19 protein-coding genes are annotated in these 15,512 nt (G+C 66.2%); 6 read left to right on the top strand and 13 right to left on the bottom strand.

The annotated features are described in order from the left end of the window. Positions 1-246 precede the first annotated feature (246 nt). Positions 247-918, top strand: a complete 672-nt coding sequence (locus tag NXY83_RS16105; protein WP_258803212.1) for a PAS and ANTAR domain-containing protein — start codon at positions 247-249, stop codon at positions 916-918. A gap of 109 nt (positions 919-1,027) precedes the next feature. After that, positions 1,028-1,996, top strand: a complete 969-nt coding sequence (locus tag NXY83_RS16100; RefSeq protein ID WP_258803211.1) for an IS481 family transposase — start codon at positions 1,028-1,030, stop codon at positions 1,994-1,996. A 44-nt stretch (positions 1,997-2,040) separates the two neighbouring features. Here the strand turns inward: NXY83_RS16100 and NXY83_RS16095 are convergent, their stop codons facing one another. Genes NXY83_RS16095 through NXY83_RS16085 form a run of 3 tightly spaced genes read right to left on the bottom strand, consistent with a single transcriptional unit; the run spans position 2,041 to position 4,260 of the window. Beyond that, a complete protein-coding gene (locus NXY83_RS16095; RefSeq protein ID WP_258803210.1) occupies positions 2,041-2,709 on the bottom strand; it encodes a hypothetical protein in 669 nt (222 codons plus the stop codon). Between the two features lie 48 nt (positions 2,710-2,757). Further along, positions 2,758-3,465 carry a class F sortase gene (locus NXY83_RS16090; protein ID WP_258803209.1) on the bottom strand — a complete coding sequence of 236 codons (708 nt, stop codon included), beginning with the start codon at positions 3,463-3,465 and terminating at the stop codon, positions 2,758-2,760. A gap of 24 nt (positions 3,466-3,489) precedes the next feature. Further along, on the bottom strand, positions 3,490-4,260 hold the full coding sequence (locus NXY83_RS16085; protein WP_258803208.1) for a CHRD domain-containing protein: 771 nt from the start codon (positions 4,258-4,260) through the stop codon (positions 3,490-3,492). 234 nt (positions 4,261-4,494) lie between these two features. On the opposite strand from NXY83_RS16085, the gene nhaA reads away from it, so the two are divergent. Continuing rightward, positions 4,495-5,847 carry a Na+/H+ antiporter NhaA gene (gene nhaA, locus NXY83_RS16080; protein ID WP_258803207.1) on the top strand — a complete coding sequence of 451 codons (1,353 nt, stop codon included), beginning with the start codon at positions 4,495-4,497 and terminating at the stop codon, positions 5,845-5,847. Between the two features lie 100 nt (positions 5,848-5,947). On the opposite strand, the gene NXY83_RS16075 is transcribed toward nhaA, so the two are convergent. From NXY83_RS16075 to NXY83_RS16040, 8 genes are all read right to left on the bottom strand, one after another. Beyond that, on the bottom strand, positions 5,948-6,211 hold the full coding sequence (locus NXY83_RS16075) for a GlsB/YeaQ/YmgE family stress response membrane protein (protein WP_258803205.1): 264 nt from the start codon (positions 6,209-6,211) through the stop codon (positions 5,948-5,950). Positions 6,212-6,285: 74 nt separating this feature from the next. Then, positions 6,286-6,519 (bottom strand): hypothetical protein, encoded by a 234-nt coding sequence (locus tag NXY83_RS16070; protein ID WP_258803204.1) that lies wholly within the window; start codon positions 6,517-6,519, stop codon positions 6,286-6,288. An 87-nt stretch (positions 6,520-6,606) separates the two neighbouring features. Continuing rightward, positions 6,607-6,831: a hypothetical protein gene (locus NXY83_RS16065; RefSeq protein WP_258803203.1), complete on the bottom strand. Its 225-nt coding sequence runs from the start codon at positions 6,829-6,831 to the stop codon at positions 6,607-6,609. 181 nt (positions 6,832-7,012) lie between these two features. Then, positions 7,013-7,450: a low molecular weight phosphatase family protein gene (locus tag NXY83_RS16060; protein ID WP_258803202.1), complete on the bottom strand. Its 438-nt coding sequence runs from the start codon at positions 7,448-7,450 to the stop codon at positions 7,013-7,015. A 38-nt stretch (positions 7,451-7,488) separates the two neighbouring features. Next, positions 7,489-8,886 (bottom strand): NAD(P)-binding domain-containing protein, encoded by a 1,398-nt coding sequence (locus tag NXY83_RS16055; RefSeq protein WP_258803201.1) that lies wholly within the window; start codon positions 8,884-8,886, stop codon positions 7,489-7,491. A 28-nt stretch (positions 8,887-8,914) separates the two neighbouring features. Beyond that, the gene (trxB, locus tag NXY83_RS16050) at positions 8,915-9,892 is read right to left on the bottom strand and encodes a thioredoxin-disulfide reductase (RefSeq protein ID WP_258803200.1); all 978 of its coding nucleotides are present in this window, start codon (positions 9,890-9,892) and stop codon (positions 8,915-8,917) included. A 17-nt stretch (positions 9,893-9,909) separates the two neighbouring features. Beyond that, positions 9,910-10,344: an arsenate reductase ArsC gene (locus NXY83_RS16045; protein ID WP_258803199.1), complete on the bottom strand. Its 435-nt coding sequence runs from the start codon at positions 10,342-10,344 to the stop codon at positions 9,910-9,912. Positions 10,345-10,495: 151 nt separating this feature from the next. Beyond that, positions 10,496-11,170, bottom strand: a complete 675-nt coding sequence (locus tag NXY83_RS16040) for an ArsR family transcriptional regulator (protein ID WP_258803198.1) — start codon at positions 11,168-11,170, stop codon at positions 10,496-10,498. 45 nt (positions 11,171-11,215) lie between these two features. Here NXY83_RS16040 and NXY83_RS16035 point away from each other — a divergent pair, with 45 nt between their 5' ends. The 3 genes from NXY83_RS16035 (at position 11,216) to chrA (ending at position 13,577) form a co-directional block, all read left to right on the top strand. Beyond that, positions 11,216-11,956, top strand: a complete 741-nt coding sequence (locus NXY83_RS16035; RefSeq protein ID WP_258803197.1) for an aquaporin — start codon at positions 11,216-11,218, stop codon at positions 11,954-11,956. Between the two features lie 50 nt (positions 11,957-12,006). Further along, positions 12,007-12,357 (top strand): ArsR/SmtB family transcription factor, encoded by a 351-nt coding sequence (locus NXY83_RS16030; protein WP_258803196.1) that lies wholly within the window; start codon positions 12,007-12,009, stop codon positions 12,355-12,357. Between the two features lie 68 nt (positions 12,358-12,425). Next, entirely contained in the window at positions 12,426-13,577 is a 1,152-nt protein-coding gene (gene chrA / locus NXY83_RS16025; RefSeq protein ID WP_258806279.1) for a chromate efflux transporter, read from the top strand. A gap of 24 nt (positions 13,578-13,601) precedes the next feature. On the opposite strand, the gene NXY83_RS16020 is transcribed toward chrA, so the two are convergent. Together NXY83_RS16020 and NXY83_RS16015 are read right to left on the bottom strand one after the other, a co-directional pair. Continuing rightward, positions 13,602-14,183, bottom strand: a complete 582-nt coding sequence (locus NXY83_RS16020) for a hypothetical protein (protein ID WP_258803195.1) — start codon at positions 14,181-14,183, stop codon at positions 13,602-13,604. 13 nt (positions 14,184-14,196) lie between these two features. After that, positions 14,197-15,345: a zinc-dependent alcohol dehydrogenase gene (locus NXY83_RS16015; RefSeq protein WP_258803194.1), complete on the bottom strand. Its 1,149-nt coding sequence runs from the start codon at positions 15,343-15,345 to the stop codon at positions 14,197-14,199. Positions 15,346-15,512 lie beyond the last annotated feature (167 nt).

Here is a 15,512-nt window from a genome sequence, read left to right as displayed (position 1 = left end):
GGGGTTGAACGGCTGTGAAGGCGGCGCTGGGCACCTGCCGGGACATACCACTTCACTGACAACACTTCGATTATACCCCCAGGGGGTATAATCGTCAAGAAAGTGGATACCGTTTCGCATCCCCTGTTCAGGTCACAGGACGTCCGGCCCTATCAACTGCAGCCCGCTCCCGCCATACTTGTATGAACGCCCGCAGAGCCTTGAGCCCTCTGCCGGCGCCCTGGATGCTACAAGGAGGTGGCCCCTGTGACGGACCTGAACGGCCCTTACACGTTTTCGAGTGCCCTTGGGGACAACGAGTGCGTCGCCGGAACATTCCACGTGGATGTGGACGGGTGGAAGATCGACTGGTCCGACGGCATGTTCGAGCTGCATGGATACCAGCGGGGCGAGGTGGTTCCCACACTGGAACTGCTGTACGCCCATAAGCATCCGGAGGACCGGCCCAAATGCGAGGCCATCGTGGCCCAGGTTATGCAGAGCGGCGGCTATTTCTGTATGTACCACCGGATAATCGACTCCCGCGGGCGTACGCGGCGGGTACTGACATCCGGTGAGGGGATTGTTGATGACGCCGGGAGGGTCGCGGAGATGGAGGGCGTGATGGTGGACCTCACCACAACCCTGCAGCGCGAGACGGAGCAGACAGCCCGGGACGCCGTCCTCGGTGCCACCTCCACCCGGAGCGTCATTGACCAGGCCCGGGGCATTCTCATGGGCCAGCTGAAAATGGGGGCCGATGACGCGTTCAAGATGCTGGTCAGCACCAGCAGCCACCGGAACGTCAAGCTGGTGGTGGTGGCCGCGGAGCTGGTGCAGCTGGCCAACTCCCCGAACGCCCGGAACTACCTGGACAACGCCGTCAGGGCCATCCACTCGCAGGGCTCCGCGTCCGCGGGCCGGCGCCGCGCAGGCTAGGTGCATTGACCACGGACGTTAGGAACATGCGGCGTGGTTAGGTGACAAAAAGAAGACCTCCAAGTGGAGTGGGGCTTGTCTAAGAGTCCGATCCACAAGGAGGTCTTCAATGTCCCATGCTAACGCGCTTCTGACGCCGAAGGGACGGCTCCGGCTGGCCCGGTGCGTGGTCGAGGACGGGTGGTCCCTTCGCAGGGCGGCTGAACGATTCCAGGTATCTGTTACGACAGCGGCGCGCTGGGCGGCCCGTTACCGGGCTCTTGGTGAGGCCGGGATGGCGGACCGTTCCAGCCGGCCGGTCAGGTGCCCGCGGCGGACCTCCATGCGGCGGGAGCGGCGGATCATCGCGATCAGGATCAACCGCCTATGGGGACCAGCACGGATCGGCTATCTGCTGGGCATCCATCCCTCCACCGTGCACCGGGTGCTGTCCCGATTTGGGCTGGCGAGACTGTCGTGGCTGGACCGGGCCACGGGCCGGGTGATTCGCCGCTACGAGCACCACAGCCCCGGGGACCTGGTCCACGTCGACATCAAGAAACTAGGACGGATCCCTGACGGCGGCGGACACCGCAGCGTCGGCAGAAGCGTCGGAAACCGGAACAAGACCGGTACCGCGGCGAATCGGCGCCCGGGCTACTCTTTCCTGCACAACGCCGTCGATGACCATTCCCGGCTCGCCTACACGGAGATCCTGCCCGATGAGAAAAAGGACACCGCGGCCGGATTCTGGGCACGTGCCAACGCCTATTTCGAGTCTCACGGAATCACTGTGAAACGGGTCCTGACCGATAACGGCTCCTGCTACCGCTCTTACGCGTTCAAAGACGCGCTGGGCCCCGAGATCAAGCACAAACGCACGCGCCCGTACCGACCACAGACAAACGGCAAAGTCGAGCGCTACAACCGCACCATGCTCGACGAATGGGCCTACGCCCGTCCGTACCGATCAGAGACCGAGCGTGTTGCCGCTTTCGCCGACTGGCTCCATCACTACAATCATCATCGAGGCCACACCTCACTCAAAGGTCAACCACCGGCCAGCCGCGTCACCAACGTCTCAGGTGAATACAGCTAGCTCGCGCGCTGCCTGTTCGGCGCCTCACCTCAAGCGTGCGCCGGCTAGGGGTGTTCGATCCAGCAGGCAAGGATGGTGGTGGAGAGCTGGTAGGCCAGGGCGTTCCTGGTGATGTTGTCCGGGCCGAGGTTGGCCGGGAGATCGGTGGCGTCCACCTGGAGCACAAAGCTGTCCTTTTGGAAGACTGCTGATCCGTCGGCGGTTTCGTAGGCCGGGAAGCCGAGGTTGGCGAGGCCTTCGATGGGTGTGGCGTCCTTTGCGAGGGCCTGCTTCGCATCGAAGTAGGTCAGTGCCGTGGCCTTGTCCTTGGCTTCTTGGACGGAGATGACCAGGTCCCCTTCGTCCAGGTGGTAGGTGCAGGTGAAGGTGCTGTCCGCCCAGTCGTTGATGGTGTGCGGGGCCTGCTCAAGGTCCAGGATCGACGTGAGGCGGTCCTTGGGCTGGTCACCGCAGACCATCAGGGCAGCTTCGCTGGGACCGTCGGCGTTGGGGCGCGGGGAAGAGGTGCCGCCGTCGTGATGCCCTCCGCCGTGGCCGCCGCCCTGTGACGAGGTTGGCGCGGACGACGGCGAAGCGGCTGATGGTGCGCCGCCGGAGGAAGAGGCGTCCGACGACGGCCCGGCGGTTCCCGGGGCTCCCACCGCAGCGGCGCAGCCGGCGAGCAGCAGGGCCGAGAGTGCCAGGGACGCCAGCAGGGGAGTGCGGTTTTTCATGGCTCTTCCGTCCTGGCCGCTGCCCTTTCAGGTTTCTGCGGCCGCTTGTCAGGCTTTGAGTGTTGCGTAGATGACGTAGTTGTCGTCAAATTCCCCGGTGGCGGCGTCGTAGCCGTCGCAGGTGATGAGCCGCAGTTCGGGGCCAGCGGTGTTGCCGTAGACCTCGAGGGTGGGGAACTGGTCTTTGGGGTAGAGGGCGCCGCGGTCAACGGTGAACACGGCGGTGCTGCCGTCGGCCCTGGAAACGCTGATTTCGGCGCCGGGGGTGAGTTTGCGCAGGTCCGCAAAAACGCCGCCGCGCCCGTTTGGTGAGTTGACGTGGCCCAGCAGCACTGAGGGTCCGGGTTCCCCGGGTGTGGGGGAGCCGTTGTACCAGCTGGCCGGGGCGCCGTTGCCGTCGTCCTGGGGCACCTGAAGGGAGCCGTTCTCTTCCAGTCCCAGGTGGAGCAGATCGCTGCGGACGCCGATGGCCGGGATCTCGAGGGTTACCGGTTCGGACCTGGACAGGGATGTGGATCCGGCGGGCGGCGCTGCCGGGGCCGCGGGAGTTGAAGAAGGGGGCGCAGGCGCAGCTGTTGGACTGGCCGCGGGCGAGGCAGCCGCTGCGGTTGGTGCGGCGGAAGCAGAAGGCGATGAGCCGGCGTCGGGCGTTCCTGTACTGCCGGCGCCACACCCGCCCAAGGCCAAAGCGAGCAGAAGCCCGGCCGCCGCGAAGGCACGGGGGCCTCTGCGGTGGCCGGGGTTCTTGGTTGTCACAGTATTGATCCGTTCAGCCTGTCGTTACGCTGCTGATGTGGTGCTGCGGCGGCGGACGACGTAGGCTCCGCCGGCGAGGGCGATCAGGGCCAGGCCGGAACCGATGGCGAGGGCTCCGGTGTCGGTGCCGGTTTCGGTGGGGATACCGGTTGCTGCTCCGCCTGCGGGCATTTTCATCTGCCCGGCCGTCAAGGTCCCGCACAGGGCGGGGGAGGTGGCGGCAAGCGGAAGGCTCGGAACGATGTCGCTCTTCGCCGCCTGCGCGGCAGGGCTCAACGTGGCCGGGTCAAGGCCGTGGACAACCACCACTGCGGTGCCTGCTTCCAGGGAAGCCTTGGTCTCGGCATTCAGTTCGAACGTCCGGTCAACGGTGTAGGCAGCGCCCTGGCCGGCGAGCTTGAGGTCTGTACCGGCTGCCGGGCTGGTGTCCCCGCTCGTGGAGAGCGTGGTGAGGATGGGGCCGTAGGCCGGGTCGCCTTCGGTGGTGTTGATGACGCCGTCACCGTCCTTGTCAGCGGACGGGTCCGGGCAGGTGCCCTGCTTGCCGCCGTGGATGTGCTGGACGTGCGGGTACGGGGCGTCCATGAACGTTGCCGGCAGGCCGGAAACATTCAGGACGACGTGGGCCTGGTTGCCCGTGACGTCAACGGTGACGGTGCCGGACGCTGAGCTGCCGTTGAGCTGGCCGAGCGTGGTCTGGTAGGACTGGTCGGCGGCCATGGCCGGGGAACCGGAAAGGGCAAGGACGCCCAAAGCGAGAGTGGGAACAGCCATAAAGCGGAGTGTCTTGTTCATCGGAAAGCAGTCTCCTCATACAAGTGACGTTGTTGTCCCAGGTGAGGGACATAAGTGCTTCGGAGCCGTGCGCGGGATGGATGGGTGGATTTGTGAAATGAAGCACAGTTCGAGCCGGGCGCCCGGCTGGTTCCGCGTTTCCAGTGCCGGCGGCGGGCCCGTAGAATGGGTCGAAGGTGCGCCGGGAAGTCTGGTCGGCATGGTTTTGTCGACCCCACATGTTAGGACTCCTTTATGAACTCCACCCCGCCATCAACACCGCCTCCCGCCGCCCCGCGGGGCACAGTCTTTGCCCGGGGCTCTTATTCGGAGGCTCTGCGGATCGGGGAAATCCTCCGCAAGGAAACCGTAGGCGGCGCCCTCCTGGTGATCGCGGCCGTCATCGCCCTTGTCTGGGCCAACTCCCCGGCGTCGGACAGCTACTTTGCCCTCCGCGACTTCAAGATGGGCTACGAGCCGTGGCACCTGGAACTGAGCCTGGGGGCGTGGGCAGCTGACGGACTGCTGGCCATCTTCTTCTTCCTGGTGGGCCTCGAGCTCAAGCGCGAATTCGTAGCGGGCGACCTGCGGCAGATCAGCAAGTCGATCGTCCCGGTGGCGGCTGCCGCAGGAGGCGTGGTTGTTCCGGCGCTGTTCTACGTGATCATCAACCTCACCAGCCCGGAGACCCTGCGCGGTTGGGCCATCCCCACCGCCACGGACATCGCCTTTGCCGTGGCAGTCCTGGCGATCATCGGTTCCCACCTGCCCAGCGCCCTGCGTATCTTCCTGCTGACGCTGGCTGTGGTGGATGACCTCATCGCCATTAGCATCATCGCGTTCTTCTATACCAGTGACCTGGACGTCACGCCGCTGGTGCTGGCCCTCATTCCGCTGGCGCTCTACGCTTTCCTTGCCCACAAATTCCGTTACTTCTTTGGCCTGAAAGCCCCGGCAGCCTGGGTCATTCTGCTGCCCATCGGGATTGTCACCTGGGCACTTGTCCACGCCTCCGGCATCCACGCCACGGTGGCCGGTGTGCTGCTGGGCTTTGCCGTCCCCGTGATTCGCTCGCAGGCTGCCGGGGGTCCCGGAGCCGGTCCCGGACTGGCCGAAATCTTTGAGCACAGGTTCCGGCCCATCTCCGCAGGCATTGCGGTGCCCATCTTCGCGTTCTTCTCCGCCGGCGTGGCCGTGGGTGGCTGGGAAGGCCTCGGTTCAGCTCTCGCTGACCCGGTGGCCCTGGGCATCATCGTGGGCCTGGTGCTTGGCAAGCCGGTCGGCATCCTGGGCACCACCTGGGCCCTGACGAAAGCGACCAGGGCCACCCTAGACAGCTCCTTCAAGTGGATCGACGTCTTCGGCGTAGCGCTCCTGGCCGGCATCGGGTTCACGGTTTCCCTGCTGGTGGCCGAGCTCAGCTTTGGCCACGGCAGCCTGCATGACGACCATGCCAAGGTGGGGATCCTCGCCGCGTCAGTGCTCGCGGCCGTGCTGGCAACCGTGGTGCTGCGGACCAGGAACCGCCAGTACCGGGAGGCCGAGGAGCTCGAGAAAATCGATGCGGACCAGGACGGCATCCCGGACGTTTACCAGGACCGCTCCTGACAGCCTTCCCGAAGGCTGGCACTTAAGAAGCAACGCGGGTCACTTCCCGCCCAATTCCTTCTGGAAATGGGCGGGGAGTGACCCGCGTTTTTGGTTCAGCTCAGCGGCGCACTGACTTCCGGCGGCCGGCAATGGCTTCGGCTGTGCCCACCAGGAGCACCGCGGCGATGACGGCCACAATGAAGCCCAGGAAGTTCAGCTCGAAAATGTCCCCGGTTCCCAGCAGGGACGCCACCACTCCGCCGATCACCGAGCCGGCAAGGCCCAGCAGGAGAGTGGCGAGCAGTCCCAGGTTCTGCTTGCCCGGCTTGATGAGGCGGGCCAGTGCGCCGATAATCAGGCCGGCAACGATGAATCCAATCACGGTGTGCTCCTTGGTCGTGGTTTCTGCCGCAACGGCATCATTCTAAGCACTGACCGTACCCGCCCGCCCGGGATTTATGCCGGTGAAAGCCGGTTTAGTGTTTCGGCGGGTGCCTCGACGTGCCGGATTTCAAGGGCTTCGGGGTCCAGCAGCTTGCGCGTGCCAGTCCTCGTGTCCAGGATCCAGAACAGTTCCAGGGCGGGTACGACGCCGGTAACCCGGCCCCGGTGGAACAGCTTGCCCCTGTGCCACGCCTCGATGTGGTCTCCGATGCGGAGCTGACCGGTACGTACTCCTTGTGCTTCCATTGGGCTGCCTCCTGCTGTTGTGTCCCCGTAGGCCCCGCTTGCCCTGACGAAGTTGCCGGAGTGTTTCAGGAGGGTGTTTTTTCTGAGTCAGCCGTGGTCGGAGCGTTCAACGCTCAACATGTGCAGCAGCAGGGCGCGCTGCGGCTGGCCGGGGTTGCGGCTGACATGCATTCTCAGGGAGCTCCGGGCGTCGGCTTCGTCGGGGGCGGTTCCGCTGAGGATCTCATCGATGATCTCCAAAACCTGGAGCTGCAGTTCCAGGTGGCGCAGTTCTTGGCGGATGCTGCGGGAAAACGTCCGGTCCGCGTCCATGGGTGCCGCCTTCGCGCCTTACGAGGCTCCCTCAGGAGGAGCATAATTGCGGTCCCCAGTCCGCCGGTTGAATGTGATAAGTGTACGTATTCGCGCTCGGGTAGGCCAAGCATTTTTGCCGGCGGGGCGGCTGCCGGTCCGCGGCCGTCGGCTTCGTTCTGGTTCCCTCCGAACAAGGCCGTCAGGAAGAGGCGAGGTCCCCGTGCAGGTTCCGCACCCGGCCAAGGATGTCGTCACGCACCAGGCGCATGCGTTCCATGCCTTCGATGCCGAGTTCAGACGGCTCGTCCGTTTCCCAGAGTTCGTAGCGGATGCCCTCGCGTTGTTCCAGCTTGGCCTCGGTGCCGAGGACGACGACGACGTCCACGGCTTGGATGACGTCCTCCGTCACGGGCTTGGGGTGCTCCCCTTCAACAGTGATACCCAGCTCGGCCAGGGATTCCACGGCGAGCGGGTTGAGGTCCTTGCCCGGTTTTGTCCCTGCTGAATACACGTCCATACTGCCGCCGGCGAGCTGCCGCAGAAGCCCGGCGGCGAGCTGGGACTTGCCGCCGTTCTTGCTGCAGACGAACAGGACGGCGGGCTTCTTTGGGCTGGTTCCGGCCGGGTTTTCAGTCATGGGGGACAATGTTCCTTTTAGTTGGTGCCGGGCGCTGGTCAGTTGTTGCCGGAGCGGCCATGGGCGAGTCCGGTGGGAAAGCCGACCAGGACGGGTTCGGGCGCCGCGCAGCAGCCGGAGTCCGCGCCGGGATCCCGCTCGGCAGCGGCAGGGGTATCGCAGCTGGTGCCGGTATCCGTGGAGCAGACGCCGGTTTCCGGGAGTGCAAGGCGGACAGTATCAGCGGCTTCGCGGTCCCCGGCCAATGCGGCGGCAACGGAGCGGACCTGCTCGTAGCCGGTAGCCAGCAGGAACGTTGGGGCTCGGCCATAGGACTTCATACCCACGATGTAGAAGTCCTTGTCCGGATGGGCGAGCAGCTTGGCCCCGTGCGGCGGGACCGTGCCGCATGAGTGGAACTCGGGGTCGATCAGCGGGCCGAGCTCCACAGGCGCCTCGACCGCGGGGTCAAGGCTCAGCCGGAGCTCACGCAGGATGTCCAGGTCGGGCCGGAAGCCGGTGCAGGGCACCACGACGTCGGCTTCGAGGGTGCGGCCGTCCACGGCGCCCACGGTGACGGAAGAGTCCAGGGATTTCATGGAGCTGATGCCGAAGCCGGTGTGCAGTTCGATTGTTCCGGCCTCCACGAGGCGGCGAAGCCGGGAACCGAGCTGGCCCCGGGCAGGCAGTCCGTCCGCGTCCCCTCCGCCGTAGACCTTCGACGCCGAGGCGCCACGGATGGCCCAGATGATCCGGGTGTCCGCTTCTTCCCGGGCAAGGCCGGCAAGGTTGAGGAGGGTGTTCGCCGCGGAGTGGCCCGCGCCCACCACCAGGACGCGTTTTCCAGCGAAGGCATCGCGGTCGCGTCCGGCAACGTCGGGAAGCGGCGCGGAGATCCGGCGGCCGGCGGTGTCTTCGCCGATGGCCGGAAGGCCGGAGGTCCCCAGCGGGTTGCGGGTGGACCAGGTACCTGAAGCATCGATGACGGCGGCCACGGTATGGTCGCGGGTTTCGCCGTCAGAGTGCTGGACCCGGACGGTGAAGGGCGTGGCGTCCCGGCCCTTGACATGGGTCTTGTCCAGGCCCTGCCGGGTGACGGCGGTGACCCGGGCGCCGGTCTCCAGCCGCGGGGCGATCTGCGGCAGCGCGGCCAGGGGCGCGAGGTAGTTCTCGATGAGCTCCCTGCCGTACGGCAGGGCCGTGGGCCGCGGCGCCTCCCAGCCGGAGCCTTCGAGGAGCCGGACGGCTGCGGCGTCGATATTGAACCGCCAGGGCGAGAACAGCCGGATGTGCCGCCATTGCTCAATGGCCGCCCCCGCCGTCGTGCCCGCTTCGAAGATCACCGGCTCCAGGCCGCGCTCCAGCAGGTGCGCGGCGGCTGCGAGCCCCACCGGGCCCGCGCCGATCACGGCGACGGGAAGGCTTTCTCCGGAACCGGTGCAGCATCCGTTGTCCATCCAGCTCACTCCTTTCCCTTTCCTATGCTCAGCTGTGGGTTGGTTCTTCCACCAGGGCCGTGGCGATGCTGTCTGCATCGTCCAGGGCGGCGAGGTAGCGTTCGGCGTCGAGGGCGGCGGCACAGCCGGTTCCGGCGGCCGTGATGGCCTGCCGGTAGCGGTGGTCCACCGCGTCGCCGCAGGCGAAGACGCCGGAGAGGTTGGTGACCGTAGTGGGGGAGTCCACCTTGATGTAGCCCTCCCCGTCCAGGTCCACCTGTCCGGCCACAAGTTCGGTGCGGGGAACGTGGCCGATGGCCACGAAGATTCCGGTAGCCGCATGCTCGCGGCTCTCCCCGGAACGGGTGTCGGCCAGTGTCACGCCGGTGACCTTCCCGTCGCCATGGATGGCAGTGACGGCGGAGTTCCAGGCGAAGCTGATTTTCGGGTTGTCCTTGGCACGCTGCGCCATGATGCGGGAAGCCCGCAGTTCACCCTTGCGGACGACGACGGTGACGGACTTCGCGAACCGCGTCAGGAACGTCGCTTCCTCCATGGCGGAGTCACCGCCGCCCACTACAATGATGTCCTGTTCCCGGAAGAAGAAGCCGTCGCAGGTGGCACACCAGGAGACGCCGTGGCCGCTGAGTTGCTTCTCCTCGGGGAGGCCGAGTTCCTTGTAGGCCGAGCCGGTGGCCAGGATAACGGCCGGGGCCTGGTGGGTTTCACCGGCGCCGGTGACCACGGTCTTCAGGTGACCGGCAAGCTGGACTTCCGTGACGTCGTCGAACACTACCTTGGCGCCGAATTTCTCGGCCTGTTCCTGAAGCCCGTCCATGAGTTCGGGGCCCTGGACGCCGCCCGGGAACCCGGGGAAGTTCTCCACCTCGGTGGTGTTCATCAGCGCGCCGCCGGCGGTGACCGAGCCGGCGAGCACCAGGGGTTCTAGGCCGGCGCGTGCGGCGTAGATGGCCGCGGTGTAGCCCGCCGGGCCGGAGCCGATGATGATCAGCTGTTCGTTCGTCATGGAAATCTCCTTTGGAGTTACTGGGCGTCCGGGTGCTGCGCCGGCACCAGTTCGGTGATGAGGGCCTCGATGCGCGTCCTGATCTCGTCCCTGATGGGCCGCACGGAGTCTACGCCCTTGCCGGCCGGATCCTCCAGCACCCAGTCCTCATAACGCTTGCCAGGGAAGTAGGGGCACTCGTCACCGCAGCCCATGGTGATCACCACGTCGGACTCCTTGACGGCCTCGGTGGTGAGGACCTTGGGAACCTCCGCGGACATGTCGATGCCCACCTCTGCCATGGCCTCGACGGCGGAAGGATTGATCTTCTCGGCCGGCTGGGAGCCGGCGGAGCGCACTTCCACGGCGCCCTTGGCCAGGGACGTCAGGAACGCTGCCGCCATCTGGGAACGTCCGGCGTTGTGGACGCAGACGAAGAGGACGGAGGGCTTTTTGGCTGTTTCGGTGGTCACGCTGTTCTCCTGGGTTGATCTCGACGACGGAGGGGCCGTCCTGATGGTGGCTGGACTCCCGTCCGGATCACCACTGCAAAGATTGATGAATGTCGATATAGGGAGTATTGCCTTGAATATTGATGGTTGTCAATGTTATTGCGCGCGCCCGCTATGCGGCGGTCAGCCGGGGCGCCAGATCGCGGATGCGGTGCGCGAGGTGTTCAAAAGCATCATCGAAAGCTTCGGGAGTCCCGAGCCGCACCGGGTCCGGGATGGACCAGTGGACGCCTTTCAGGCCGGGGACTTCTTCATGGGCGTTGTCGCAGACAGTGACCACAAAGTCCCCTTCGCCCATCACCTGGTCAAGCAGGCGCGGCGCGGTGTCCGGCAGTTCGAGGCCGTGGCGGCCGGCCACCTCAAGGGCTCCACGGGAAATACGGTCTGCCGGGTGGGTGCCGGCTGACGTGGCGGGAATTGCACTTGCCTGTTGCCACAGTGCCGCTGCGAGCTGCGAACGGGCACTGTTGCGGGTGCACACGAACAGGACACGCCGGGCGCCGTGTTCAGTCCCCGGCATCAGGCCGTCCAGCCCGCCAGCCAGCAGCTGGATATAGTTGCGCCGCCGGTCCGCCTCGGAGCGCTGGCGGGCGACCAGTCCTGCCTCCTCAAGGATGCGGAGGTGGTGGGAGAGCAGGTTCGAGGGCATTCCCAGCTCCGACTGGAGCTCGGACGGGGAAAGGTCCCCGAGTGTCAGGAGGTCCACAATGCGCAGCCGGCCGGCGTCGGCAAGGGCCGCGTGCCGGGCGACCCGCCGGCGGAATGCTGCGCTGGGTTCAGTATGCATTGACTCAAGTTTGACTGAGCTATTTCGGTGGGTCAAGCTGGTTGCATGAACTCATCGCAACCGCCGCTGTGGCGCCGTGCCGTGGCTGAGCTGCTCGGCACCGGCCTTCTCGTCTCCGTCGTTGTAGGCTCCGGGATCGCCGCCCAGCAGCTCTCCCCGGGCGACGTGGGCCTGCAGTTGCTCCAGAACAGTACGGCCACGGTCCTGGGGCTGACGGTGCTGATTTTGATGCTGGGCCCGGTCAGCGGGGCACACTTCAATCCTGTGGTTTCCCTGGCTGATTGGGCGCTGGGGAGGCGCAGCGGGGCCGGCCTCACCCTGCCGGAAGTTGGCACCTATGTGGCAGCGCAGGTTGCCGGCGGCATCGGTGGCAGCGTCCTGGCCAACGCGATGTTCGACGTCGGGACCTCCTTCTCCACGAAAGAGCGCCTGAGTGGCGGGCATGTCCTGGGTGAGGTGGTTGCCACCGCAGGGCTGATCCTGCTGATCTTCGCCCTGGCCCGGACCAGCCGGGGCGTCCTGGCCGCACCGGCCGTTGGTGCCTACATCGGAGCCGGGTACTGGTTCACCTCCTCCACATCCTTCGCCAACCCGGCAGTGACGGTAGGCCGGATCTTCAGCGACACGTTCGCCGGGATCGCACCCGGCTCGGTTCCCGGGTTCATCCTGGCCCAGGTGGCTGGTGCCGCCGTCGGCCTGGGCCTGCTGCTGGTTCTGTTTCCGTCTGCCGGCCAGGCGGCGGACGATGTCGTCATTCCGCACGGCTCGGAAGCTGCGGAAGCCTGACCGCGCCAGGCATTCATTGATGAGCGTCAATATGGACGCATAATGGACCTATGAAGGCTTCACAGACACCCGATCCGGCGCTGGACCCTTCCTGCTGCCCCCCGCCTGCCAATCCGGCATTGGGTGCCGGGGATGCAAAAGAGGCAGCACTCGTCTTCAAGGCGCTCTCCGATCCCAACCGGCTGCGCCTGCTGTCGCTTGTCAAAGCCGGCGAGTCGGGCGAACAGTGCGTCTGCGACCTGACCGAGCCGCTGGACCTTGGCCAGCCCACCGTTTCGCACCACCTGAAGGTCCTGGTGGACGCCGGCCTGCTCCACCGCGAGAAGCGCGGCACCTGGGCCTACTACTCCGTAGTTCCGGGAGCGCTGGAGCGTGCGGCCGGACTCGTGACAGCCCTGTGACGGCTCCTGCCGGCAGCCCTCCGACGGCCACTGCCCGGGGTTCTGTCTGGGAAGTTTTCCGGGTTTTCCTGAAGTTGGGATTCACCTCTTTCGGCGGACCGATCGCCCACCTGGGCTACTTCAGGGACGAACTGGTGGAACGCCGCAAGTGGGTTGACGACAAGGAATACGCAGACCTTGTGGCCCTGTGCCAGTTCCTTCCCGGCCCGGCGTCCAGCCAGGTTGGTTACGGCATCGGCCTGCACCGCGCGGGCCCCCTCGGCGCGCTGGCGGCCTTTGTGGCCTTCACCCTGCCGTCGGCGGCCCTGCTTGTGGCGTTCGCCGCCGGCGCGTCCCTGTTTCAGGGCGTTATCGGTTCGGGAATCCTCACCGGCCTGAAAATCGTGGCAGTCGCCATTGTGGCCCAGGCTGTCTGGGGGATGGCGAAAGCGCTGACGCCGGACCGGGAGCGTGCCACCATCGCCGTGGTGGCGGCACTGGCCGCGATCCTGCTGGCGGGCTCGCTCGGGCAGGTGGCGGCCATCTTCATTGGCGCGCTGGCGGGGCTGTTTGTCTGCCGTGCGGGGACCGGGGACGTGACGGGGATGATGCGCTTCCCGGTGAGCCGGACCGCCGGGGCCACGTGCCTGGTCCTGTTCCTTGTCCTGCTTCTCGGGCTGCCGCTGCTGTCGCCGGCCACAGGCTCGGCCGGCCTCACCCTGTTTGACGCTTTCTATCGGGCAGGAGCGCTGGTCTTTGGCGGCGGCCACGTTGTCCTGCCCCTGCTGCAGTCAGGCGTGGTGGATCCGGGGTGGGTCTCTTCCGAACAGTTCCTTGCCGGTTGTGGCGCGGCGCAGGCCGTTCCGGGCCCCCTGTTTACGTTTGCTGCTTACTTGGGTACGCTTTCGGCTTTCGGTCCGGGAGGCGTCGCCGGTGCCGGCATCGCCCTTGTTGGGATCTTCCTTCCGGGCTTCCTCCTCCTCACCGGCGTGCTGCCGTTCTGGAACAGGTTCCGGTCCAGGCCCCAGGCGCAGGCGCTCATGCGCGGGGCGAATGCGGCCGTGGTCGGAATCCTCGCCGCCGCCCTCTACAACCCGGTGTTCACCACGGCGATAACCGGACCGGGCCCGTTTTGCCTGGGCCTGGTCTGCTTCGTGCTGCTCATCGCCTGGAAAACGCCGCCGTGGGCAGTGGTTCTGGTGGGCGCGGCAGGTGGGGTCCTGCTCGGACTCTTCGGCTAGCCTTGCCCGGATTCCCCGGCCGGCTCAGCTCCGCCGGACGAGCGCCCGCACAGCGCCCAGGGCCCCCAACCCGGCCAGCACCCAGGGTCCACCCACGACCACCGGGTCCAGCCAGGAGTGCTTCGTGTCCACCCGGCGCCTGCCCATGCGGGAGCGGAAGCCGTGGCGGGAGGACTCACTGAGCACCCCGGTTTCCGTCACCGGGTTGTCCGGGCGCGGTGTGGCAAGGGACTTCAGGTGTTCTTCCCAGGCGTCCACCCGGTCCCCGGCAATCAGCAGCAGCCAGTGTGCCGCCCGGCCCTCGCTGTACTTCCGGTAGGCGTACTTCCGGATGGCCCCTGATGCTCCCTTCGGCGGCGCGGAGGTGCCGAAGACGGGCGGCAGCATGGCGTGCTCAATGGAACGCTCGCGCGGCCAGGACTCCGGCTGGCGCTCCGGAAAATCCCAGTGCGCCCCGGTCTCGATGCCGGGCTGCTCGCGGGGAAACGATGGCCGGTCCGCAGGGTCCAGGTCCACGCCCCATCCAGGAATTCGGGCCCGCAGGGCTTCCGCGGACTCCCGTCCGGAAGACTTTCCAGCGGTATACGGCGTTGCTGCCTCAGACATGATGCTCTTCCCTTCAGGACGCGCCGGCAACGATGAGCGGCTTGATGCAGTCATCCAGCTTTGCGGAGAACATGTGGTATCCCTCGGCGATGTGCTCCAGCGGAATCCGGTGTGTCACAATGTCGCTGGGCTTCAGGTACCCGTTCCTGATGTGGTCGAACAACCGCGGCCACTGCCGCTTCACCGGGCACTGGTTCATCCGCAGCGTCAACCCTTTGTTCACCGCATCGCCGAACTTCACGGCACTGAAAATCGGCCCGTAGGCCCCCACCACGGACACCGTACCGCCCTTGCGGACAGCGTCAATGGCCCAGTTCAGGGCAACAGGCGAGCCGCCCTGCAGTTTCAGCTTGGTGCCGGTGACGTGCTGGAGGAAGTTGCCGTCCGCCTCGGCGCCCACCGCATCTATTACGACGTCGGCGCCCAGGTAGTCGGTGGCTTTCTTCAGGTGCACCACAATGTCGTCGTACTCGCCAAAGTTGTACGTTTCCGCGTGCGCGAAGCTTCGGGCCTTCTCGAGCCGGTACTCCAGGTGGTCGATCACGATCACCCGTCCGGCGCCCATCAGCCATGCGGACTTGGCAGCGAACAGGCCAACCGGTCCGGCCCCGAACACCACCACCGTGTCGCCTTCCACAATGTCGCCCAGCTGGGCGCCGAAGTAGCCGGTGGGGAGGGCATCGGTGAGGAGCACCGCGTCCTCTTCGTCCATCCAGTCCGGGATCTTTGATGGCCCCACGTCCGCAAAGGGGACCCGGACGAATTCGGCCTGGCCGCCGTCGTAACCCCCGCAGGTGTGGGAGTAGCCGTAGATGCCGCCCACCGCGGTGGCGTTCGGGTTCACGTTGTGGCAGTTGGAGTAGAGGCCCCGGGAGCAGAACCAGCAGGATCCGCAGTACACGTTGAACGGGACCATCACACGGTCCCCGGCGGCCAGTTTCTGCACCGACGGGCCCACCTCGTGCACCACGCCCACGAACTCGTGCCCGAACGTCATGCCCACCCGGGTGTCCGGCATCATGCCGTGGTAAAGGTGCAGGTCGGAGCCGCAGATGGCACCGGTGGTGACCCGCACGATCACATCGTTCGGGTGCTCAATTTTGGGGATGTCTTTTTCCTCGACCCGGATTTTGTACGGGCCGCGGTAGACCATTGCTCGCAAGGGGTGCCGCCTCAATGTTGGCTGGCAGTGGCAGGGCCCTGTCCGGGAGCCGCCCCTTTGCTCGAGGTTCCACCGCAGTGCTTCACAGGCTTCCATCTCCGGCAGGTGAGGTCAAGGGTTCCGATCAGGGGACCGTTAGGGGAGGGCTGGGCGGTTACAGCGCCCGA

The organism is Pseudarthrobacter sp. NS4 (assembly GCF_024758005.1).
GTDB lineage: Bacteria > Actinomycetota > Actinomycetes > Actinomycetales > Micrococcaceae > Arthrobacter.
This window is presented reverse-complemented; position numbering and strand designations above follow the sequence as displayed.

Excerpts from the sequence above, each read along its gene's own strand:
- NXY83_RS16100 (WP_258803211.1), top strand. The coding sequence starts at position 1,028 with ATGTCCCATGCTAACGCGCTTCTGACGCCGAAGGGACGGCTCCGGCTG.
- NXY83_RS16095 (WP_258803210.1), bottom strand. The coding sequence starts at position 2,709 with ATGAAAAACCGCACTCCCCTGCTGGCGTCCCTGGCACTCTCGGCCCTG.
- NXY83_RS16085 (WP_258803208.1), bottom strand. The coding sequence starts at position 4,260 with ATGAACAAGACACTCCGCTTTATGGCTGTTCCCACTCTCGCTTTGGGC.
- nhaA (WP_258803207.1), top strand. The coding sequence starts at position 4,495 with ATGAACTCCACCCCGCCATCAACACCGCCTCCCGCCGCCCCGCGGGGC.
- NXY83_RS16070 (WP_258803204.1), bottom strand. The coding sequence starts at position 6,519 with ATGGAAGCACAAGGAGTACGTACCGGTCAGCTCCGCATCGGAGACCAC.
- NXY83_RS16065 (WP_258803203.1), bottom strand. The coding sequence starts at position 6,831 with ATGGACGCGGACCGGACGTTTTCCCGCAGCATCCGCCAAGAACTGCGC.
- NXY83_RS16060 (WP_258803202.1), bottom strand. The coding sequence starts at position 7,450 with ATGACTGAAAACCCGGCCGGAACCAGCCCAAAGAAGCCCGCCGTCCTG.
- NXY83_RS16055 (WP_258803201.1), bottom strand. The coding sequence starts at position 8,886 with ATGGACAACGGATGCTGCACCGGTTCCGGAGAAAGCCTTCCCGTCGCC.
- trxB (WP_258803200.1), bottom strand. The coding sequence starts at position 9,892 with ATGACGAACGAACAGCTGATCATCATCGGCTCCGGCCCGGCGGGCTAC.
- NXY83_RS16040 (WP_258803198.1), bottom strand. The coding sequence starts at position 11,170 with ATGCATACTGAACCCAGCGCAGCATTCCGCCGGCGGGTCGCCCGGCAC.
- NXY83_RS16035 (WP_258803197.1), top strand. The coding sequence starts at position 11,216 with ATGAACTCATCGCAACCGCCGCTGTGGCGCCGTGCCGTGGCTGAGCTG.
- NXY83_RS16030 (WP_258803196.1), top strand. The coding sequence starts at position 12,007 with ATGAAGGCTTCACAGACACCCGATCCGGCGCTGGACCCTTCCTGCTGC.
- NXY83_RS16020 (WP_258803195.1), bottom strand. The coding sequence starts at position 14,183 with ATGTCTGAGGCAGCAACGCCGTATACCGCTGGAAAGTCTTCCGGACGG.